The following is a 23,181-nucleotide window of genomic DNA, read 5'->3' on the forward strand; positions in this document are numbered from 1 at the left end:
CTTCTTTCCCAACGTCATTTTGCAAATAGAGTGTCCTAAAGCTACGCATTTGCACCAGACTCTTTCCCTTCTGGATTAAAAAGATAGCCGATGCCCCAAACAGTTTGTAAGTATCTCGGTTTTTTGGGGTCATCTTCGATTTTATTTCTTAAGTAATTAATATATACGGTGATCAAATTTTTATCCAACTCTCCATCGCTCCAAACACTAGCATATATCTGTTCTTTACTAAACACTTGATAAGGATTTTCCATGAAAAATAAAATCATCATGATTTCTTTAGAAGTCATATTTACAATTTCACCATTTTTACTAAATTGATATTGATTTTTATCAAATGAAAAAATTCCATCTCGCAGCATCGTTTCTTCACGTTGCTGACTTAATGTCAATAACTGTTCTGTTCGGTTTAATATATTAACGACTTGGGCTCGTAAAACATTCGGTGCAAATGGTTTAGAAAGATACACATCCCCTCCAGATTCTAGACCACTGATAATATCTTGCTCGCTTTTTTTCCCACTAACAAATATAATCGGTGTCAAAGGTTGACGTTCTCGAATCAGCTGAGCCAAATGATACCCATCATTTTCATGTTCTAAACTTACATCTAAGAGAAATAATTGAAACGTCACTCGGTTCATGATATCTAATGTTTTCTCAATCGTATCACTTTGATAGACCAACAATCCCGTCGACTGAAGCGACTTCCAAATCAACCGGCGAATTGCAGGATCATCATCTACCACTAAAATTTTTTCGTTACGCAACGTACACACCTCATTATTGTTTTTACATTATCTATACAATAGCGGAATTATCTTTACATTTCAACATGAACTTGTTAAGTTGCGAACAAATGTTAAAAGGAGCTAGACCAATGAAACGAACGAATAGAATTGTGAACATCATGATAGCCGCAATGATCGTCTTTATTGTTGTGTCAGTTTTCTTTGCAATTCGCGGGTTTTCCGTCATTCGCAAAACAACTACCGCCAGTGGACAAGATTTTTTATTGCAATCGACAGAATATGTTGGAAAAGTGATACAACTTTCTATGAAAAATCGACACCAAGCACTCAATTATCTGGCTATTGATGGGAACTTAAAGAACAGTGATACCCCTGCAACTTATCTCGAAAATAGCTCTTCTTCTTTGAATACATTTTTTGAATCATTAAATGATGAAGCAGATGCACTTTTTTACATGAAACCAGATGGAACACCTCTATACGCATTTCACTGGGATTCTAAAAACAAACAAGTATCAATTGCTGACCTTCAAACCATTAGCCCATTTATTAGCCATGATCTATCTTTAAAACAGCTTTTGGCCAAACCAACCGCACAAAATGGGGACTCTTATTTTATCAATAAAAAAGCGTATGTTAATTTTTATCAGGAAATTAAAACTTCTTCTGGCAATATCGATGGTTATTTGATTTTACCGCTAAAATTAGAGGCTTTCTATAAGAATTTTTTACAAGATTTTGAAGTTGGGTATAAAGGCTACCCGATGATCAAAGATCAATCAATGACCGTTGTCATGCATCCAGTAAAGGAGCAAGTCGGTTTAGATATTATCAAAGACCGAGAAAAAATTTACCCTGACTTTGATTATTCTGATTTAAAACGCTTGGAAAAATATCAGCTCAATCATCCTTCCGGAAAATTGACTTACAACTCTTATTGGTGGGATGAAGACATACCAAGAGAAGTCTTGAAAATCAGCGCATTTCAATGGATCGATGTTGGCCTTGCACATTGGGTCGTTGCAATCAACGCGGATTATAATGAACGAAATGACGCTATCCTTAATTTTGTGATCGCTTTATCTTTTCTTTTAGTCCTATTATTACTATTGATCATTATTTGCTCGCTTTTTATTCATAATTTCAGAAAAAAAGAAACGATTGAAGCAGAAAATCGGCAACTGATCGAAAAACAAAAACAACAAAAAATTCAACATCAACTTGAATTAGAATTATATCAACGAAATAAAATGGAAACAGTTGGTTTACTAACGACCTCGATCGTCCATGATATGAATAATTTTTTAACACCAATCATCGGCAACACCCAATTGTTACTAGAAGAACATAGCGATGATCCAGTATTAGAGGCTGATTTAGAAGAAATTTTACATTCTGCTCAAAAAGGAAAACAACTTTCGTCAAATGTCCTACGCTTTTCTAAAACTCAAAAAAGTGTTCAAGAATGGATCGATATCTCAGCGACTATTGGTGTAGCTACTCATTTGATTGGAGAAATTATTCCAAAAAAAGTTCAACTGACCCTATCTATTCAAGAAAATTTGGGAACCACGAAATTAGAAGAAATCGATTTGCAGAATTTGATCTATAATTTGATCACAAATGCCTATCAAGCAACAAAAGAAAACCTAAACAAACCGCAAAAGATTCAAATCGTTGTTGCCCCAGCTTCAAAAGAATTAACGGATTTCTTAAAAGCTGATAATCACCGAATGAATCATGTTGACACATTTGTTACATTAGAAATCTCAGATAATGGTTCTGGAATCCCAGCAACGTTAAGAGAAAAAATATTTGAACCCTTCTTCACAACGAAATCTGCTGATGAAGGTACTGGTCTTGGTTTGTTTGCAGTGACTTCAATCGTTGCAAAATATGAATGGCATCTCTCATTAGAGTCAACAGAAGGCGCTGGAACTAGTTTTTTTATCACGTTTCCCGTCTGCTCTTGCAAATAATTGGACTAAAAACCGCACAATACTGAACATGTATTCTGCGGTTTTTAGCCTCAGTAAGCGTGTTAACACTCACTTGCTATAGTATATTGAACGTTATTCATTTAGATGTCCTCATTTCTGAGTAGTATAAAATAAACGTTATAGTATTTTTTTCACTCATTTTTCGTTATACTAATAAGGAAATCATTCATTGAAGGAGTTCTACTATGGGGAATTATTTTAGTATTATCATTGGTATTATTTATCTTATTGGCATGTTCACGATTCCAAAGTGGCGTCAGCAAAAGCTGAACAAGGATTGGAAATTTTATGAATTGCTTTGGTTTTCGATTTGTTTTATCGTCTATGTCATTTATTTGGAAGCACAGCTTCACACTTATTATTTTTTGATTCCCTCAAGCTTTTTACTTCTTTTTCTTTTCAGTTATTTTAAAGAAAAACGTAGATTGATAAACGGATTATTGTTCAATTTATTTCTACTCATTGGCATGACTTATTTGGGTGTCTTACTTGTTAGAACATACAATCCATTATTGATTATTTTGGCGGGAATCACAGGTATTGCCTTATTAGTGCTTCTCTTGATTGGCCTTTATGCGTTGCTTGTTTTCTTGTATTGGAATGCAATTGTTGTTATGCGGAAAGAAGGTCATTCTTTAGCCAATTTGTTGACATTGCTTTTAGCCATTGGCTTAACAGCCTTCCTGATTTTCAATCATTATTCAACACGAATTTTACCACAGTGGGCCTCATTACTCTTTGGGATTTTACCACTAACTATGTTTTATTTTTCTATCGTTTTTTATAATTTTCTAACGATTTCCGTCATTTATCAATTCAATCAGCCTAAATATACTCAAGATTACATCATTGTTTTAGGTTCAGGTTTGATTGACGGGAAAACGGTACCGCCCCTATTAGGGAAACGAATCGAAAAAGCCATTCAATTTTATAAAGCTCAATCCAGCGCTACTTTAAATCCACCTAAACTTGTTATGTCCGGGGGCAAAGGGGACGATGAACATATCGCTGAAAGTCTTGCAATGAAACATTATGCTCTTGAAAAAGGAATTCCAGAAGAAGATATTTTAGTTGAAACAAATTCAAAAAATACTTTAGAAAATATGAAATTTTCTAAAGAAATCATCGAAACAGATTTTGGGGGAACAGACTTCCATGCCCTCTTCACTACTAATAATTTCCATCTGTTTCGTGCAGGTCTTTTTGCGAAAATGGCCAATCTAAAAGCAGATGGGATTGGTGTGAAAACAGCCTTTTACTTTTTGCCAAATGCGTTTTTAAGAGAATTCATTGCAATCGTAATGATGCATAAACGGCGCCACTTAATTATATGTGGTTTGATTGCTTTAATGATGATCCTTTCAGCATTAGCTCAATTTTTTCTGGTCTCTCATTACTAAAAATTAAACTGAGGCTGAGATAGATGCGTTTAATTCCGAGAAATAAGAAGGGATTGCTTCTGCTCCAACTAGTTATTCGCATTTAGGGTGTGATACAAAAGCGATTTTTTCTTTTGTATCACATCCGTTTTTTTTAACGAAACTGAACATGACGGATCTCGTCATAGCCAATCTTGTGACCATCCACATAAATACCTAACTCATCATGTCCTTGAATCATCCCGACAATATCCGCTCCATAATTCCCTTCACAATCTAATTCTTCTTTTTGAATCATCACTTCAACTTGATTTTGAAAAGCCTGAGCTAATACCGCATCAATTTCTATCCAACTCATTTGAGTTTTCTTTTTTTGTTGGCTGTCTCTTTTTCTCTTTTTCAATCATCGCAGTATGTTCAGACAAGTAAAAACCGGCCCATTTTTTCATTTTACGATCTTGATATTGCTCAAAATAATAATCCCGTTCCTTGCTCATTGCAAGCCCTCCATTCCTCCAGCATGTCCACCGACTAATGATGCTCTTGAAATTGCTGTACCACCAGACGATACTGAACTTGCATGGACTAAAGAAACGTAGCCAAAACGTTGACGGATTTCATCAATCAATTGATCTAGTTTTTGTTCTTTCATCTGCTCATCTGGTTCATGAAATAAATCTAATTGTACATAAGTATTATAATTCAGTTTGGAATAGGTAATTCCAATATGTCGTACTTCCTCTCCATGCCAATTCTGTCTGAAAATCATCAAACAATAGTCAATCAACACCTTACTACTATTCGTTAGAGGCACTTTCATTTGCCTTGAAAAACTTGCCCCACCAGACTTAGAGGCTCGTGAAAAGCCGACAGATAGATGGACACACTCCGTCTGACACTGAGCTTTTCTAAGTCTTGTCGCTACTTGTTCTGCCATTTCTCGAATCACGACTTCGATTTCGTCTTGTCTTAAATAATCCCGCATCAAGATCTGAGAATTATTATACGATCGTTCTTCTGGTATATATTTTTCAGATAAACGGCTGCGATCGATACCATGAGCATGGGCATACAGCTGTTCCCCAATAATCCCTAAATTTCGTTTTAAACTCGTCAAATCTGCATGGGCCAGATCATAAATAGAACGGATACCCAAATTATTTAATCGTTTCACTAATCGTTGACCGATTCCCCACATCTCAGACATCGGTTCAATTGTCCAAATTTTTTCAGCTACATCTTCATAATGCCATTTAGCTAAGCGCTCCTTATTATGCTTGGCATCAATATCCATCGCTAATTTAGCTAATAATGGATTGTCTCCAATACCGACCGTGATTGCTAGTCCTGTCTCTTTCTTGATTCTTTGCTGAATAATCTTAGCTAGTTCTATCGGTGTTTGACCAAATAATTTCCAGCTTGCCGTTACATCTAAAAAGGATTCATCGATTGAATAAATATGTAAATCTTCCTCTGCTACATATTCTTTGTAGATATCATTGATTTTCATGTTTTCCTTGATATACTCATTCATTCGTGGCGGAACAATCACTAATTCTGGGTGATCTGGTACATCATATTTACGTGTTACATTGGTGATACCAAGAACTTTCTTCGCCTTTGGAGAAGAAGCTAGAACGATCCCCCCGCTATTTTCAGCATGACTCATCACGACCAGCATTTTTTCAAGCGGATCAAATCCTCTCGCAACGCATTCAACTGAAGCGTAAAAAGATTTTACATCTATACAAAAAATCACTCTTCTAGGCTCTTTTTCATAATCAAAAAACATAGCATTCCTCTCCTTGTTTTATTCCATACCTAATTATACGAACATGCGTTCTTTTTGTAAAGGGGAACATTTTTTTAAATTTGTATATGAGAAATAAATTTTTTTTAGAATTATAGATAAAACTGCTATCTTAAAATGAGAAAAAGCATTATAGTTATCTTATATAGAATTAAGTTACTGATTAAAAGGAGTGAAGTCTGTGTCGATTTATGAAAAATTTATTCAAAACGAGCGGTTAAGACGTTTTTTTGTTTTAGCTGTTGTTATTTTTGTCCTATTTTTAGCTAGAAGTATGATCACAATGATTTTATTAACATTCATTTTTACGTTTTTAGTACTTCATTTCGTGAAATTTGTTCAGCATTTTTTTAAGATTCCATCATTGATACTCGTTTTAGCCACCTATTCTTTGATTGTTTTCTTAATTTATCTGGCCATTACAAAATATGTACCTGTTCTTATTCATCAAACTGCTCAAATGTATAATTCAGTTGTTCATTTTTATCAAAATCCGGGAGATGATCACAATCAGTTGTTGATGATCATTGATGATTATCTAGAAAAATCGAATTTAATGTCTCAAATCCAAAATGGCGCAAGTGTGATTTTACGTTATATTCAAGACATCGGTTCGCTTGGATTGTCCTTTGTTCTTTCATTCATCCTAAGTTTCTTTTTCATGATCGAGAAAAAACAGATGACAGAATTTTCTAAGTTGTTTTTGAAAAGTGATTTTGACTGGTTCTTTCAAGATATTTATTTCTTTGCTGATAAATTTGTAAATACCTTTGGCGTGGTAATGGAAGCTCAATTTTTTATTGCTGTTGTGAATACCAGTATTACAACGATTTGCTTGGCTTTGATCGGGTTTCATCAACTACCAAGTTTAGCAATCATGATTTTTATCTTGAGTTTGATCCCCGTCGCAGGAGTCATCATCTCCTGTATTCCATTGAGTTTTATCGCTTATTCAGAAGGTGGAATCAATGATGTCATTTATATTTTAATTGTGATTATCGTCGTCCATTTATTTGAGTCTTATGTGTTGAATCCTAAATTTATGTCTAGTAAAACAGATTTACCAATTTTTTATACATTCGTTATTTTACTGATCAGTGAACGGCTATTTGGCGTTTGGGGACTCATCGTTGGTATCCCGATTTTCACTTTCTTTTTAGATATTTTAAAGGTTAAACCAATTCATTCTGTTACTGAAAAAATACCACACGATCCAGAAAATAATTGATAAAAAAGAACGTGAATGTTGGAATTTTCTCCAGACATTCACGTTCTTGTGGTTTTGGCTGTTTTCGTATTTGGAAAATCAGTCAGGCAGCAAAGACTAATTGATTTCGGACCAAATAACTATATCTTTACAGCTACCTGATCAATACCCCAATACACGGCCATATATAAGGAAAATCAATTTTCCTTTGCTCCCTTTGAAGCTAAAAACTAGTTCTTCTTTACTCCAAGAAAAAAACTAGCTGTACCACCTTTTACAACTATTTTATAGTAAATCTCGTTTTACTGTAAAACAAACTCTTTTGTCAATTTCACTTTATCACTGAATAATTTCGTTGCCTCAACAGATACTGGCGTTGACATGTCTGCTAATTTATATGGCACTTTCAAATTCAATGTGGCTCTTGGTTGAATTTCAGTCATTGAATCTACGTACCCTTCTTCTCCCATAATTGCTGAGTCTAATGCAATACCATTTTGAAAAGCTTTTGTTGAGATTGAGGTTAAAAACATCGCATTTTTATCGCTATTGTTCGTAAATTCATAATCGATTACAGCGACATCTTCTCCAATGTAGTCTTTGGCAAAGGTCAAGTCTTTGATCACGACATGATAATCACCTAGATCACCAGCATCTGTTGCAGCTGATTCTACTTCTGATTCTTGGCTTTTAGCAACGGTACTTGTTGTTGTTTCTTTTTTTGCTTTTACTTCTTCTTTAAAATCTGACCCCATATTGGCTAAAATACCGCCTACTACTAAAACGCCGACCCCGATCAAAACAATTTTCTTCACATTCATTTTGCTGTCTCCTTTGTTATTTAGTCCGTTAATACACCTTGATATTACCCAATAAACCAAAAATAATCTTATGCATTTTGCATAATCTAATACAAAAAAACTTATTCTACTACGAATAGTCATGATTCGTATGACAGAATAAGCCTGTTTTATTAATTAAAATACTTGTATATAAACGAATTAAGCTCTAACCCCGCTTTTGTAAACACAAGCCAAAATAATAATAATCCCCCATATCCTAAATAATGATACAACTTATTTTCAGAAGAAAACAACGGTAACTTTCTTTGATAATCTAAAAAATTAGTGAATAAAACCGCCGGAAATCCAAAAATCAGAAGATAATCAAACAATTCTCTCATCTTCAAACTACCTGTAGGTTGATCCATTACATTTCCTGCTATCCCAATAAACAAAATACTATACCAGACGATGGCAATTGCTCTTTTCCAGATCGTTTCCGTTCGAAAACCTGGGATATACTTCCTAAAAAAACGAGCAACGGCTTCTGTCAGAGGATTTTTTATGCGAACAAACTGCCTCACGTGTTTGTTTGTGGACCATCTAGCGGTAATTAATCTAATAGTGGTAGACATTTTTGTTGGTCTGTTTTCATAAGTAACCGCTTTGGGTTTGCTTCGTTTGGCTGCAACTATCCGCCGTGACAGTTGCTGTCTAAGAGCCAGATGCATTTCTAAAGCAGACTGATAACGTTCTGCTGGTTCCAGTTTTGTAGCTTTACGAATGATTCCTCTAAGTGCATGATCTTCTGTCAAATACTTTTTGGGGTACTCTTGTACTGAGCAAATATTCATCACAACTCCTAATGAATATAGATCACTCCGTTCATCAGATTCTGCAAAACCAAACTGTTCTGGTGAAGCAAAACCCATTGTGCCTAACTGGACCGTATCATTTTCTTTCCCTCCGTCAACAGCCCGAACTGCATCAAAATCAATCAATTTTACATTTCCCTCATTTGTCATCATAATATTCCCAGGTTTTACATCTCGATGGACTAACCCTTTCTTATGCAAGGCACCTAATGCCTCTAAGATAGACATTGCAATCGTTATAATTTGATTTGTTTCTAACCTTTCAGATGTTTGAATCACTTCAGTCAACGTTTTCCCTTGAACAAATTCTTCATACAACCACAGCTTTCCTTCTTGAACAATCAGCTCTTGAATTTTAGGTAAATGAGCATGTTTGATTTTTTGAAGTGTGAGTAGATGCTCTTCTAAATATAATGGATAGCACTTTTTCACAAAAAATTCTTTAGTGTCCTTCTTCCGAACAAGAATGGGTCCATTGGTTTTATCTGTTAAAGGTTCTATTTCTTTATAGCAAAGAGCTGGCTCACTTTTGATGTTTTCCATGATTACACTCTATTGATTTGATTTACTTTTTAATTATAGCAAATAAATAGTTGTAATAGGATTTATCTTTGTTAAAATCGATGTATAGTATAATTTAGTTCAACTATAGGGGAGAACAAATATGCATGAAAAAGATACAGACAAATTGCTGCACTCACTCAAACAAGCCGAAGATTTTCAAACGGTTTTATCCGAAACACGCCAATATGTCATTGATCAAAACCTAAAAAACTATTTAGCTTATTGGTTACATGAGAAAAAACGCTCAAAAAGTGCTGTACTAAAAAAAGCTGGGATTACTGAGGCAACTGGCTACCAATACTTTGATGGTAAACGGAATCCCTCCAGAGAAAAAGTCATTGCCTTGACGATCGGCTTGGAATTAACTTTGGAAGAAACCAATGAACTGATGAAAAAAACTGGCTATGCTCAACTTTATCCGAAACATCCTTGGGACGCTGTCGTTATTTACGGTATTTCACATGGACTAGCTATTCCAGAAATCGATGATTATCTGTATAATGAAGGTCTTAAAACATTTGGTGAATAATTGCGTTTATCCGCATACAAACATGAGAATGGGATGTAATGCCGTGAATCCCAACCTCATGTTTTTTTTATTCTGCTTTAGTTTTCTTTTTATCAATAATCGTGACTAAAAATGACACTACCGGTAATATATAACAGAATACCGCATATGACAAATAGTCTATTGTGCCAATCCCTAATGTTGCTGAAATAAAGACACCACTTACGCCCCATGGAATCAGTGGGTTAACTACTGATCCTGCATCATTCAAACTTCTAGACAGCATAGACAACGGAATTTTCTTCTCTTTAAATTTAGCAATAAATGATTTTCCTGGTAAAATGATTGACAGATATTGTTCACCGATCAGCACATTGATTCCGATTGAACTCATCATTGTAACAAAAATCAGCTTTTGACTGTTATTAATCGCTGTTTCAAACTGATAAAGCAAACAATCAATAATTTCCATTTTTACTAATAGTCCACCCAAAGCTAAGGCTAAAATAATCAAAGATACTGACCACATCATACTTTGGATACCACCTCTAGAAAGTAATTCATCAACTTGTGTATTGCCAGTATGAGACACAAAACCATTTTGGATTATCTCTGCTGTATCGATAAATGAAAAATGAGCATTCGTAAAGAACATCAAACTCAATGATGTAAAAATACTCAACAGTAATGTAGGAATTGCCGGAATTTTCTTCCACGCACAAACAAATAAAATTGCCAATGGAATTAACTCAACAAAAGAAATCGTAAAATGATTATCTAGTGTATTTACAATATCGTGAACGCTTGTATTATCCAAAGCCCCATCATAGTGTAATCCCATGACTAAAAAATAACCGAACGAAAGCACAGCTGCTGGAATTGCTGTTTTATATGTATTTTTCAAATGGTCAAATAAATCGACTTCTGAAATCGCCGCTGCTAAGTTCACTGTGTCTGAAAGTGGCGAAATCGAATTTCCTAAAAATGCACCTGAAACAATGGCACCTGTTGTCAATGCAGGATCGACTCCAATCAAGCCACCCATTCCTAAAAATGCAATCCCAATCGTTGAAATCGTAGTGAAAGAGCTTCCGACTGCACCACCTACGATACCGCAAATAATAAAAATAGTTGGGACAAAATAGTTCACCGACAAAAAAGAAAAGCCTAAAACCATGATGGTTGGAATCGTTCCTGCCGCAATCCAAACGCTAATCAACGCGCCGATTAGAATAAAAATCAACATGGGGATGATACCTGAAGATACCCCATCGACTAATGCACCATGAATGAAATCCCAAGAATACTTTTTATACACCGCAAATAAGAGCAAGTAACCAATCCCACTCAAAATAGCTACATGAGCAGGAATACCAAACCCAATAATACTAGTTCCGATCATCAATAATAATGTAATCAATAAAAAAACAGCTTCATTAAAATTTACTTGATATTTTTTCATACAGTGTTCCTCACATTTTTAATAGAGAGTTTAAAAACAACACTTCTCTCTATTCTATTTTTTTATAGAAAAGCTCAGCTATGGCAAAGCGAATTAATCGCTTTGCCACACCCACAGTGATCAACTGCTTTTCTTGTTTATTTATTCAGCGTAGATTGCCTCTAATTTTTCTTGTATGGCTTGTTTAATTTTTTCACCATACTCATCGAAAACATCTTTGTCATTCATATATGGAGACATTCCAGCGGCACGTAAAATCGTTACTTTATCTGCACGTTCCCATTCTGCTCGTGAAAATCCTAAGCTATTAACAAATTCAAACGGGCTGTGACCGTATTCTTCGATAGCAAAATCTGTATGTGAAGTGATGAATTCATTGTTATATAATCCACCTTTTGCATAAGATGCATAATCATAGAAATCATGATTTAATTTGTTCATTTTCACAAGGTCTGTATTGCCTTTTTCATTGAATACATAATCCACCATGTTAAAATCAGGTTTTGTTAACGCATGGATCTCGATTGTTTTGTCGCCAACTTTAAATTCTAAGCCATCGATAAAGTGATAGAAATGATAAGCTCCTTCAATACTTGCTCCCATTAATTTACCATAACCTGTTACGTTCAATGGTAATACTTTATGAGCAGTCCAAACGGCTGCAGCTGTTGCGCCCGCTTTAGAGCCTTCAAGAATATACGCACCTAATAACGCTGGAATATCTGCTCCTTTTTCAAATACATAAGTCGCAAAGTAAGAGATCACGTCACGCATACGGATATCTTTGATTACGACACCACCAGCTGAATACGGAATATAGCCCATTTTATGTGGATCAATCGTTACAGATTCAGCTTGTTCGATTGCTTTGAAAGAGTCATAAACTTCTCTTGTTAACCAATCATTTTTTTCTTGAAAGATGTTATGTTTAGCATATGTTTCTTCAATTTTATCCCATTCGATAAATTGATTATTTTCATCTAAGAAAATAGAGCGTCCATAACCGCCATATGCTGCATCAACATGTACATAGAAGTAGATGCCTTCTTTGGCTAATTTATCACGTAAAGCAATGATTTGATCAATACGGTCAACTTGCCCTTCTTCAGTTGAACCAACAACGCCAACGACACCAAGTGTTGGAATACCTTGAGCTGCTAAATTACGAATTTGTACTTCTAATTTGTCAATATCCATACGGTATTCGCTATTGACTTCACCCGCAATCACTTGATCTAACCCAATCCCAATAATGTCAGCGGCTTTTAACCATGAATAGTGTTTCGTTTGTGGTACGATCCATTTACCTAATTTATCCAAGTTTTTACCGCTACGAGCTGATTGCGCTTTGATTTCGTCAACATTATCTTGGACTTGATCTAACATATCTAAGACTTCTGTTGTTGACATATTCAATAATTCCCAATCTGTTTTGCCTGCAACCATTTCTGGCACAACGGCTTTGATGGCAAATGGTAAAGATTTCATATTGCGGGCATACCATAGACCTTCTAAGTTTGCGATAGAACCATCTGCTGCGATATGACCCCAACCATTTTTGTACCCCATCAATGTAGCAAATTCCAACCCAACTTCTTCTTCCATTTGTGACGTTGCTGGTGATGATTCATACGCCACGTTATTGCCGTTCCAAAGCATTGCAGTTGTATAGGCAATAATGGATGGCATTAACGTTTCAGCGTTCATATGTCCCCAAAAACGACCTGCTGAGTGCCATGGAAGTGATTCTGTACGTAAACGAGAAGACAACACATTGAAGACACTTCTCATATTATCTGCTGTTTCTTGGAAACTTTTAGAACTTCTATCTTGGGGTGAGATAACAGGTAAATCTTGTGGCATATAGTTTTGTCTCCAGCCCACATGTTCATCGATCATTTTATTTAGCAGTTCTTTGAATAAATCAACATTTTCACCTTTATCCCCGATAAATAAAGCTTTTAAATTTGTATCATCAGTGTTGAAATCTTTCATGATATTTTCCTCCAATAGTTTCATAATTGATCATGCTAAAATATTTATTTTTAATTGTCGTCTCTTATTTATCCGTTTTTTTCCATTCTGGTTTCTTTCTCTTATAAATGATCAAGGCAATACCGATCATGATGACTGTTGCTGCTACTTGATAAATAACATAGGCTACGTGTCCACTTTGAGGAACGGAGGTTGGCGGAATCAAACTGACTAGAATCGTGATAATAACACTCACAATTGCTAGAGCTGAAACAACCCACATCAAACCGTTTCCTTTACTGCCTAATCTAAATGGACGTTCAACTGTTGGCATGCTATAGCGTAATTTGATAGCTGAAAGTGAAATCAATAGATACACCACACAATAAAGGATCGTTGTTGTAATCGTGATGATCAAGAAAGCGGCACTAATATCCGGAACTACTACGTATAAAAAGGACACAAGTGAAATAACAATCGCTTGGATCATAACAAAAACAATTGGAATCCCTTTTGCATTCCGTTTTTGGAAGAATGGTGGTAAGTTTCCCTCTTCTGCAACTTTGATCATTGATTTACTTGGACCTAAGACCCAAGCGCTCAATTGAACTAAAACACCGATTAAAATCATCAAGGAAATAATATTGTTGAAAATCGCAGGAATCCCCAGGTCTTGAGTCATAATCACAAATGGTTGTGTGATGTTAGCAAGTTCCATTTTTCCAGCTGGTACACTATCTGCTACACTTAAACCAGCAGCTAAGTTAAACACAACTAATAGTAAAACAGATGCAATAACTGCAATTGGATAATTACGTTTGGGATTATCGATATTGTTTGCATGAACAGATGAAATTTCTACTCCCGCAAAGATAAAGATGATCCCTGTTAATGTTGGTAAGCTACCTAAATCACTAAAATCTGGTAATAATTTGCTTGCTTCAAAATGACCTAAGTAGCTATCTTGGTTGATTCCGTGTTTTGCCATGTACATCATGCCTAAAACAACTAACGCAACGAATGGAATATAAACACCGATCACAGCGCCCCAGTCACCAGCAATTTTTACCATGTCAAATTTCAAATTAAGTAACGTAATGCCCCAATAAGAAATCAATATCATAATAAAAATAAATAAATTATTATGCCCTAAATCTGGACGGTCGATCACGTAACCTAGTAATACACCTACAGTTGAAGCGACCATCACCATTCCGAAAAACATTTGTACCCATAATAACCACGAAGTAACAAACCCCCATTTTTCACCAAACGCATTACGTACCCAGACTTGCGGCCCACCCTCTTCCGGCCAGCCAGTTGATAGCTCAGCTGAAATCAGCGCAATTGGTAAAGCAAAACAGCAAGCTGCGATCAACATATAAAATATTTGTGCCCAGCCGGTTGATGCTAATGTTGGAACACTACGAACCGTTCCAAAAAAGGCCATGGTAATTCCAATTAATCCAAATAATGATAATTTCTTATTCATGTTTCAATTTGACCTCCTGATTAAATTTATTTTTTGTTTCCCACATGTGAAATCACTCCCAAAGTATAGGTAGCTTTAGACTCCAAGTCAAAAAGAGCAGAATTAAAAAAATAGCCTGTTATTTAACATTTATATACTCTATACAGCGCGTCAACACTTTACCGCACTAAAGCGATTGTGTGAAAAAAATAACATAAAATAGCTAATTGTAAAAAGCTCGTTCGTAATTGTTAGAAATAGCACTTTCATCTCTACTCATTCAAAAAACCTAGATTAAATCAACATCGACTTATATGAGAAATAACTCATTCAAAAATAATAATAGAAAAAAAGAAGGATTTGACAAGTTGGCTTATTTGTCGTAGAATTGCTACAAAATAACATATCAAACGTTAATAAAGCGAAGTAGCAATAATGTCCCTATTTCAGAGAGTCAACATTTAGTGAGAGTTGACATATACATTTTTTGTGAATTACACTTTTAGTTTCCTACCGTAAGTAGGCGTCTATCTACGATACAGATTTGAGAGGTATATGATGACTCATATACAATTTGGGTGGTAACACGGCGAAGTTCGTCCCATAGGCTAATAGCCTATGGGACGTTTTTATTTTATTTAAGAGAGGAAGAAAAGACATGAAAAACATTATTGATGAATTAGAATGGCGTGGCGCCATCAACCAACAAACAGATAGCGAAGGTTTACGTGAATACGTTGAAACCGAAAGCATTTCACTATATTGCGGTGTGGACCCTACAGGAGATAGTATGCATATTGGGCATTTGATTCCTTTTATGATGCTAAAAAGATTCCAAGCATTTGGACACCATCCATTTATTTTGATCGGTGGCGCAACAGGCACGATCGGAGATCCAAGTGGACGTACGACAGAACGCCAATTACAAACAATGGAAACTGTTCAACACAATGTTGATTCTTTAACAAGACAGATGGAAAAATTATTTGCAGTGGATACAGATAACACATTAACGTTAGTCAACAACTACGATTGGACGCACAACCTTACTTTGCTGGATTTCTTGAGAGATTACGGTAAATTCTTCAATATCAACACAATGCTAGCGAAAGATATTGTTGCTAGCCGTTTAGAAACAGGGATTTCATTTACAGAGTTTACGTACCAAATTCTACAATCAATGGACTTTTTACATTTATTCCAAAATAATAATGTTCGCATGCAAATCGGTGGTGCAGATCAATGGGGCAACATTACCGCAGGCCTAGATTTGATTCGTAAAAAAGAAGGCGCTGATGCAAAAGCCTTTGGTTTAACCATTCCATTGATGTTAAAAGCAGATGGAACAAAATTTGGTAAAACAGCTGGTGGTGCTGTTTGGTTGGATCCAGAAAAAACAACGCCTTACGAGTTCTACCAATTCTGGGTAAACCAAGACGACCGTGACGTAATCAAATACTTGAAATTCTTTACCTTCTTAACAAAAGAAGAAATCGATGCCTTGGAAGTTAAAGTCCAAACAGAACCACATTTACGCCAAGCACAACGCGTATTAGCTGCAGAAATGACAAAATTTGTGCATAGTGAAAAAGATTTAGATGATGCTTTAGCAATTTCAGAGGCATTGTTCTCAGGAAATGTGAAAAATCTGACTTCAAAACAGATTGAAGAAGGCTTTAAAAATATGCCGACTGTTGAAACAGCGTCTCTTGGTCAAAATCTTGTAGATTGGCTGATTGAATTGGGTATTGAACCTTCTAAGAGACAAGCTAGAGAAGACATTTCAAATGGGGCTATTTCAATTAATGGTGATCGAATTAAAGAATTGGATTTTGTGGTTACTGCTGAAAATAGCTTTGATGGAAAATTCATTATTGTGAGAAAAGGTAAAAAACAATACACTTTAGTTAAATTAATTTCTAACTAAAGAATAATGACGTTCGTTTAAATGAGATTAGGGCAGAAAAGCTAAACCCTTAATTTTATTTCTTGGGCTGGGATATGACTCTTAGAGTGATATCCTAGCTCTTTTTTTGATTCATTCACTCAATTCACTGGACAAAATAAAAAAAAGTTTTATAATAAACAATGCTTGTTGGAAATCAAATAGTATAGGTGAGACATCTTTACAGTATGTTGTTATCCAGCTTTACATCCCTACTCAGCTTTTAAATTAGGAGGAACTTATGAAAATCGACAAGATACAAGACGGCCACGGTGATGAGTTTTTCCGCTCTCTATTAGCTTTAGAAACATTGCAAGATTGCTACCATTATTTTGATGACTTGATGACTTTAAAGGAACTAGATTCTATGATTCAGCGGTTTGAAGTCGCAAAGTTACTCTTACTGAATAAAACGTACAGTGATATCGCAGAAGCCACTGGTAGCAGCACTACAACGATTTCTAGAGTGAAACGAATTATAGATGAAGGAAATGGTGGATTGCTTGAAATGGTCCATAGAATCGATGAACAAGATTACAGAGAACGCCATCGCTAGAAAATATAGTATTCCCCCCCCACTTATTAAACTGTATTATTCACTAAAAAGGGGTGTATAACAAAAGAATCTATACTAATCTATAAAAGAACGTAACTAATGCTAATTATGAGGAGATTTAAATGAAAAAAACGATGTTTTCACTCTTAAACTATCTATTTCTGTTATCGATTCTATATACTTTTTACGGTGCTCTTAGAAGTTGTCTGTTAGATAGTTCAAACATTGGTGATAAAATTTGGAACGTGATGCTAATCCTGGTCTTTATTTGCAGCATCACGCTGTGTTCAAAAACTATCCGTTCGCATATACTAAAAAAAATAGCGAGATGTATAGATATTTTTAAAAAGAATAGAACTATAATTACTCGATTACTGTTTTGTTTAACTCTTGTTTTGCAGGTTATTATTCTATACTACATTCACGTGCCAATTGGTTGGGATGTAGATGCTATTCACGCTAGTGTAACAGAGTTGGTCAAAAATTCACCTGATTCTATCGCAAGTATTTATTTATCAAAAAACCCAAATAATACTTTATTTTTCTTTTTAATGTATTTTATAAGTCAAATAGGCACTGTTTTTCATCAATCTCTAGGGTATTCTTGGCTGTATTGGCAACTAATAAATACAATTTTTATGGATATAGGCTTTATTTTTATTTTTTTAGAGCGAAAAATCTATTCAATAAAAACATTGCCTACCTCTCCTTTTACTTAGCTTTTATTCCACTTGCTTTATCACCATGGCTCTTGGTAGTTTACACAGATACTATTATGTTGCTAGTTGTTAGCCTTATTTTTTGGGTATATTCACTCGTTGAAAAAAATCAAACTAAAACCTTAATTGCTATTTTAGGTATTTTAATTGCCATCTGTTACCTTTTAAAACCTTCTTCGATAGTTTTTCTAATTGCCTTTATTATGATTAAACTCTTGGTTTTATTGACTACTCCTGGAAAAATAAAGATAAAAAAATGTGGTCTGGTTATTTTACTCTTTTGTCTACCTTTTACTGGAACAATAAAACTTTTTCATATGTATGAAGACCATCAAAAACTTATTATTATTAATAAAGACCAAGCTAAACCTTGGCAACATTTTGTAATGATGGGACTAACTGGTTCAGGAGGATTCAGTGAAGAAGACACGCAAGCAATTATTTCCATCCCTACAAAAAAGGAAAAAATAAACTACGCCAATACCAAAATCGTAGAACGACTTAAAAATTATGGTTTTGCAGGTTATACTAAATTTCTAATGAAAAAACATTTCAACAATACTAGCAGAGGTGATTTTGGCTGGGGCATAGATGGTGGTCCTCAGATTTATCTAAAATCAACTAATCCTATACAAACCTTTTTAAGAGATACTTATTATCAGCAAGGTGAAAAAGTTAAAACTGTCCGTTTTTTCATGCATTTTATGTGGATCATTACCTTGATTGGACTGTTATTGGTTACAAAAAAACAATATAACGATGATGAGTACGATACTTTGTTAGCCATCTTTAAATTAACTATTTTGGGCGCTTTTTTATATTTACTCTTATTTGAAGGTGGTAGGTCGAGGTATTTAATTCAGTACCTCCCCACCATTTATATATTATCCGCCAATGGTTTCTTTCTGCATTTTCAACAGACGAAAACAACAACATTAAATATGTAAAAAAACAAAAGACCGAGCCTGGCCAGCTCGGTCTTTCTTTGTGTGACAAATATGCTATTTAAATATGAATTGGCAAACCTAAAGCCAATTCAGAAGCATCCATAGTAATTTCCCCTAAAGATGGGTGTGGATGGATTGTTAATGCAATATCTTCAGCATTCATGCCAGATTCAACCGCTAATGATAATTCAGAAATCATATCACTTGCGCCAACTCCACCGATTTGTGCTCCGATAATGACATTGTCTTCGTTTGTTGTTACCAAACGTACGAATCCTTCAGTTTTACCTAAAGAAATAGCACGGCCGTTACCAGCGAATGGGAATTTGTAAGCTGTTGCTTCTAATCCCGCTTCTTTAGCTTCAGCAATTGTCATACCAACACTTGCTAATTCAGGATCAGTGAAGGCTACAGCAGGCATTGCTTTGTAGTCTACTTCTACTTTTTTACCAGAAATTGCTTCAGCAGCAATTTTTGCTTCGTAGCTTGCTTTATGAGCAAGAGCAGCGCCTGGTACGATATCCCCAATAGCGAAGATGTTTGATACGTTTGTTCTACCTTGTTTGTCCACTTTAACTAAACCACGTTCGCCAACTTCAACACCAGCTTGTTCTAAACCAAGATCATCTGTGTTTGGACGACGTCCAACTGTTACCATTACGTAGTCAGCAGTTACTGATTCTTCTTTGCCGTCTACTTCATATTTAACCGTTACGCTGTCGCCGTTGTCGATTGCTTCTTTAGCCATCGCTTTGGTTACAACTGTTACATTTTTCTTCTTGAAATCATCTGTAACTAATTTAACCATATCTTTTTCATATGTTGGTAAAATTGAAGGACTACCTTCTAAAATCGTTACTTCAGAACCAAGGTTCGCATATGCGCCACCTAATTCTGCACCGATAACACCGCCACCGATGATCACAAATTTCTTAGGCACTTCTTTCAAGTTCAAACCACCTGTAGAATCTAAGACACGGCCGCCAAATTTAAATCCTGGAATTTCGATTGGGCGAGAACCTGTCGCTACGATTGCATTATTGAATGAGTATGTTTGCGCTGAATCTGGATGAATCACACGTAATGTGTTTTCATCAACGAAAAACGCTTCTCCTTCAATAATTTCGATTTTATGTTTTTTAAGAAGGAAACCAACACCGCTTGTCAACGTATTAACAACTTTGTTGTCTTTCCATTCTTGTGTTTTTGTAAAGTCTAACTCAACATCTTTAGCTGTTACACCAAACATAGTTGAATCTAGTGATTCTTGATAGTGATGTCCAGCTGCGATCAATGCTTTAGAAGGAATACATCCAACGTTTAAACATACACCGCCGATAAACTCACGTTCAATGATCGCAACTTTTTGACCCATTTCAGCAGCACGAATCGCTGCAACGTATCCTCCAGGGCCTGAACCAATTACGACTGTATCTAATTCAATGGCGAAATCTCCTACTACCATGTGATAATCATCCTTCCATTAATAATAATTCTGGATCAGCTAATAAACGCTTGATGTTGTTCATTGCTTTTTGAGCAGTTGCGCCATCAACGATACGGTGGTCAAAACTCATTGAAAGTTTCATAACACGTCCAACAACGATTTCACCGTCTGCATTTACAACTGGTTGAGTAGCGATTGTACCAACACCTAAAATTGCAACTTCAGGGTAGTTGATAACTGGTGTGAACCAGCCGCCGCCAACTGAACCGATATTACTGATTGTGATAGAACCGTCACGCATATCCGCAGCAGTTAATTTGCCTTCGATTGCTAGAGCTGCTTTTTCGTTGATTTCATCAGCGATCGCAAACATGCTCTTAGTATTCGCATTTTTAACGTTTGGTACATATAAACCATGATCAGTATCTGTTGCAATACCAATGTTATAGTAGTTTTTATAAACAATTTCTTGTGCTGCGTCATCAATTGATGCATTCAAGATTGGGAATTTTTGAACAGTTGCTGTCAATGCTTTCACAACGTAAGGTAAGAATGTTAATTTCGTACCGTTTGCTGCTGCAACATCTTTAAATTTCTTACGGTGATCCCATAATTTAGACACTTCAACTTCATCATGTAACGTAACATGTGGAGCTGTATGTTTACTGTTCACCATTGCTTTAGCAATTGCTTTACGAGTTGGTGTCATTTTTTCGCGTGTTTCAGCTTCACCTAAGTCAGAAACAAATGGTTTAGCTGGTGCTTTTGGTGTCGCTGTTTCAGTTGTAGCTTGTGGAGCTGCTGCAGTTTGTTCAGCTTGTGCTGGCGCTGCTGCTTGTCCGCCACCTGAAATAAAGCTTTCGATATCCGCTTTTGTAACACGTCCACCTTTTCCAGTTGGTGCAACTTGTGTGATATCTACATCTTTTTCACGAGCAAATTGACGTACTGATGGCATCGCCAACACACGTTTGTTTGGATCAGCCGCTGCTACGACACCTGTTGACGCTGCTGGAGCTGGTGCTGCTTGTTCTGTTTGAGCAGGTGCACTTGCTGCTGGCGCTGCTGAACTTGATGCAGAATTATGTCCTGGTGCATCGATTTCGATCAATACATCCCCAACATTTGCTACCGTACCTTCTGGAACAACGATGTTTTTAACTGTTCCTGTAACTGGTGAAGGAATTTCTTCAACAGATTTGTCATTTTGAACTTCCAATAAAGTATCATCTTCGTTGATTGTATCGCCAGATTTAACGAACCATTTTACGATTTCGCCTTCTGCAATACCCTCACCGATATCTGGTAATTTAAATTGGAACACACCGCCATTACTGTCTGTTGCAGGTGCTTCTGGAACAGCTGCTGGTTGTGCAGGTGTTTGTTCTTGAGCTGGAGCTGCTGGTGCAGCGTCATTTTCAGGATGTCCAGGTGCATCGATTTCAATCAATACATCTCCAACATTTGCTACAGTGCCTTCTGGTACTACGATCGATTTAACTGTTCCTGTAACTGGAGATGGAATCTCTTCTACAGATTTATCGTTTTGAACTTCTAATAATGTATCATCTTCATTGATGGTATCTCCTGCTTTAACGAACCATTTTACGATTTCGCCTTCTGCAATACCTTCACCAATATCTGGTAATTTAAATTGATAAGCCATTTTTTAAGCCTTCCCTTCCTTTATCGTATCTGTCTAACTAGTCATTTACTGAAAATAACAGCGCTAAATTTCCACGTGATAAGTTATCACGTGAAAATCAAGGCATATTTTTAAAGTAAATTTTATTGAGTTTCTAATTAAAATTCTGCGATTTCTCTAGCTTTCGCTTCGATATCTTTAGCATTTGGCAACCAAATGTTTTCTGCTTGTCCAAATGGGAAGATTGTATCTGGTGCAGATACACGGCCAATTGGCGCTTCTAATGATAAAACTGCACGTTCAGAAATTTCAGAAACAACCATAGCACCAACGCCAGCTTGTTTTTGTGCTTCTTGAACGACTACTACGCGACCAGTTTTTTCAACTGATTTGATGATTGTTTCAACATCTAAAGGAGCGACAGTACGTAAGTCAATGATTTCAACAGAAATATTGTCTTTCGCTAAGTTGTCAGCGGCTTTGATTGCTTCACGAACCATTGCACCGTAAGTGATAATAGAAACGTCTGTACCTTCACGGGTTACAGCTGCTTTATCTAAAGGCACTTCGTATGCTTCATCTGGCACTTCCTCACGGAATGAACGGTATAGTTTCATGTGTTCTAAATAAACAACAGGGTCATTACTTCTGATTGCAGAAATCAATAGTCCTTTTGCATCATATGGATTTGATGGGATAACCACACGGATACCAGGAGATTGAGCAATCAATCCTTCTAAGTTATCTGAGTGAAGTTCTGGTGTATGCACACCACCACCAAATGGCGCACGAACAGTTATAGGCATGTTGCGAGTGCCACCCATACGGTAACGAGTACGAGCCATTTGACCTACGATTTCGTCAAAGACTTCAAATACGAATCCAAAGAATTGGATTTCAGGAACTGGACGGTAACCTTCTAATGCTAAACCAAAAGCCAAACCACCAATTCCAGATTCTGCTAAAGGAGTATCGAAGACACGGTCTTCGCCAAATTTTTCTTGTAAGCCTTCAGTTGCACGGAAAACTCCGCCATTTTTACCAACGTCTTCACCGAAGACCAAGACGTTTTCGTCTTTCTCTATTTCAAGAGCTAAGGCATCTGTAATTGCTTGGATCATTGTTTTTTGTGCCATGA

19 protein-coding genes and 1 other annotated feature are annotated in these 23,181 nt (G+C 36.0%); of the genes, 7 read left to right on the forward strand and 12 right to left on the reverse strand.

The genetic code is table 11. The features are described from left to right. Nucleotides 1–41: 41 nt before the first annotated feature. On the reverse strand, nt 42–770 hold the full coding sequence (locus tag AC1PU0_RS10745) for a response regulator transcription factor (RefSeq protein WP_206834022.1): 729 nt from the start codon (nt 768–770) through the stop codon (nt 42–44). Nucleotides 771–880: 110 nt separating this feature from the next. Here AC1PU0_RS10745 and AC1PU0_RS10750 point away from each other — a divergent pair, with 110 nt between their 5' ends. Further along, nucleotides 881–2,731, forward strand: a complete 1,851-nt coding sequence (locus AC1PU0_RS10750) for an ATP-binding protein (RefSeq protein ID WP_206848185.1) — start codon at nt 881–883, stop codon at nt 2,729–2,731. A 206-nt stretch (nt 2,732–2,937) separates the two neighbouring features. Then, nucleotides 2,938–4,152: a YdcF family protein gene (locus AC1PU0_RS10755; RefSeq protein ID WP_206848184.1), complete on the forward strand. Its 1,215-nt coding sequence runs from the start codon at nt 2,938–2,940 to the stop codon at nt 4,150–4,152. Between the two features lie 133 nt (nt 4,153–4,285). Here the strand turns inward: AC1PU0_RS10755 and AC1PU0_RS10760 are convergent, their stop codons facing one another. Genes AC1PU0_RS10760 through AC1PU0_RS10770 form a run of 3 tightly spaced genes read right to left on the reverse strand, consistent with a single transcriptional unit; the run spans nt 4,286 to nt 5,923 of the window. Continuing rightward, on the reverse strand, nt 4,286–4,489 hold the full coding sequence (locus AC1PU0_RS10760) for a hypothetical protein (protein ID WP_479998314.1): 204 nt from the start codon (nt 4,487–4,489) through the stop codon (nt 4,286–4,288). Then, nucleotides 4,470–4,628 (reverse strand): hypothetical protein, encoded by a 159-nt coding sequence (locus tag AC1PU0_RS10765; RefSeq protein ID WP_479998316.1) that lies wholly within the window; start codon nt 4,626–4,628, stop codon nt 4,470–4,472. Before AC1PU0_RS10765 ends, AC1PU0_RS10760 begins: the two co-directional genes overlap by 20 nt. Continuing rightward, nucleotides 4,625–5,923 carry a Y-family DNA polymerase gene (locus AC1PU0_RS10770; RefSeq protein ID WP_206848183.1) on the reverse strand — a complete coding sequence of 433 codons (1,299 nt, stop codon included), beginning with the start codon at nt 5,921–5,923 and terminating at the stop codon, nt 4,625–4,627. The genes AC1PU0_RS10765 and AC1PU0_RS10770 overlap by 4 nt, the downstream gene beginning before the upstream one ends. A 199-nt stretch (nt 5,924–6,122) precedes the next feature. On the opposite strand from AC1PU0_RS10770, the gene AC1PU0_RS10775 reads away from it, so the two are divergent. Then, entirely contained in the window at nt 6,123–7,169 is a 1,047-nt protein-coding gene (locus tag AC1PU0_RS10775; RefSeq protein ID WP_111248301.1) for an AI-2E family transporter, read from the forward strand. A gap of 281 nt (nt 7,170–7,450) precedes the next feature. On the opposite strand, the gene AC1PU0_RS10780 is transcribed toward AC1PU0_RS10775, so the two are convergent. Further along, nucleotides 7,451–7,969 carry a DUF5067 domain-containing protein gene (locus tag AC1PU0_RS10780; RefSeq protein ID WP_206848182.1) on the reverse strand — a complete coding sequence of 173 codons (519 nt, stop codon included), beginning with the start codon at nt 7,967–7,969 and terminating at the stop codon, nt 7,451–7,453. A gap of 152 nt (nt 7,970–8,121) precedes the next feature. Continuing rightward, nucleotides 8,122–9,348, reverse strand: a complete 1,227-nt coding sequence (locus AC1PU0_RS10785; protein ID WP_206848181.1) for a serine/threonine protein kinase — start codon at nt 9,346–9,348, stop codon at nt 8,122–8,124. A 121-nt stretch (nt 9,349–9,469) separates the two neighbouring features. On the opposite strand from AC1PU0_RS10785, the gene AC1PU0_RS10790 reads away from it, so the two are divergent. Beyond that, on the forward strand, nt 9,470–9,898 hold the full coding sequence (locus AC1PU0_RS10790) for a helix-turn-helix domain-containing protein (RefSeq protein WP_111248305.1): 429 nt from the start codon (nt 9,470–9,472) through the stop codon (nt 9,896–9,898). A 67-nt stretch (nt 9,899–9,965) separates the two neighbouring features. On the opposite strand, the gene nhaC is transcribed toward AC1PU0_RS10790, so the two are convergent. From nhaC to tyrP, 3 genes are all read right to left on the reverse strand, one after another. Then, complete coding sequence (nhaC, locus tag AC1PU0_RS10795; protein WP_206848180.1) at nt 9,966–11,339, reverse strand: Na+/H+ antiporter NhaC; 1,374 nt, start codon at nt 11,337–11,339, stop codon at nt 9,966–9,968. A 141-nt stretch (nt 11,340–11,480) separates the two neighbouring features. Beyond that, nucleotides 11,481–13,334 carry a tyrosine decarboxylase gene (gene tdc / locus AC1PU0_RS10800; RefSeq protein WP_206834028.1) on the reverse strand — a complete coding sequence of 618 codons (1,854 nt, stop codon included), beginning with the start codon at nt 13,332–13,334 and terminating at the stop codon, nt 11,481–11,483. A gap of 64 nt (nt 13,335–13,398) precedes the next feature. Next, a complete protein-coding gene (gene tyrP, locus AC1PU0_RS10805) occupies nt 13,399–14,805 on the reverse strand; it encodes a tyrosine-tyramine antiporter (RefSeq protein ID WP_206848179.1) in 1,407 nt (468 codons plus the stop codon). A gap of 383 nt (nt 14,806–15,188) precedes the next feature. Next, nucleotides 15,189–15,391, forward strand: a binding site (T-box leader). A gap of 51 nt (nt 15,392–15,442) precedes the next feature. Here tyrP and tyrS point away from each other — a divergent pair. From tyrS to AC1PU0_RS10820, 3 genes are all read left to right on the forward strand, one after another. After that, complete coding sequence (gene tyrS / locus AC1PU0_RS10810) at nt 15,443–16,711, forward strand: tyrosine--tRNA ligase (protein WP_111248309.1); 1,269 nt, start codon at nt 15,443–15,445, stop codon at nt 16,709–16,711. A gap of 259 nt (nt 16,712–16,970) precedes the next feature. Further along, nucleotides 16,971–17,285, forward strand: coding sequence for a YerC/YecD family TrpR-related protein (locus AC1PU0_RS10815; RefSeq protein WP_206848177.1), 315 nt, complete (start codon nt 16,971–16,973; stop codon nt 17,283–17,285). Between the two features lie 604 nt (nt 17,286–17,889). Beyond that, the gene (locus AC1PU0_RS10820; RefSeq protein ID WP_479998319.1) at nt 17,890–18,951 is read left to right on the forward strand and encodes a glycosyltransferase family 39 protein; all 1,062 of its coding nucleotides are present in this window, start codon (nt 17,890–17,892) and stop codon (nt 18,949–18,951) included. A 58-nt stretch (nt 18,952–19,009) separates the two neighbouring features. On the opposite strand, the gene lpdA is transcribed toward AC1PU0_RS10820, so the two are convergent. The 3 genes from lpdA to AC1PU0_RS10835 form a co-directional block, all read right to left on the reverse strand. Further along, on the reverse strand, nt 19,010–20,416 hold the full coding sequence (gene lpdA, locus AC1PU0_RS10825) for a dihydrolipoyl dehydrogenase (RefSeq protein WP_010760823.1): 1,407 nt from the start codon (nt 20,414–20,416) through the stop codon (nt 19,010–19,012). 7 nt (nt 20,417–20,423) lie between these two features. Then, nucleotides 20,424–22,064 (reverse strand): dihydrolipoyllysine-residue acetyltransferase, encoded by a 1,641-nt coding sequence (locus tag AC1PU0_RS10830; RefSeq protein WP_206848175.1) that lies wholly within the window; start codon nt 22,062–22,064, stop codon nt 20,424–20,426. Between the two features lie 137 nt (nt 22,065–22,201). Continuing rightward, the gene (locus tag AC1PU0_RS10835; RefSeq protein WP_025869282.1) at nt 22,202–23,179 is read right to left on the reverse strand and encodes an alpha-ketoacid dehydrogenase subunit beta; all 978 of its coding nucleotides are present in this window, start codon (nt 23,177–23,179) and stop codon (nt 22,202–22,204) included. Nucleotides 23,180–23,181 lie beyond the last annotated feature (2 nt).

The sequence above is a fragment of the Enterococcus sp. XAF26B05_ASV22 genome (genome assembly GCF_056727285.1).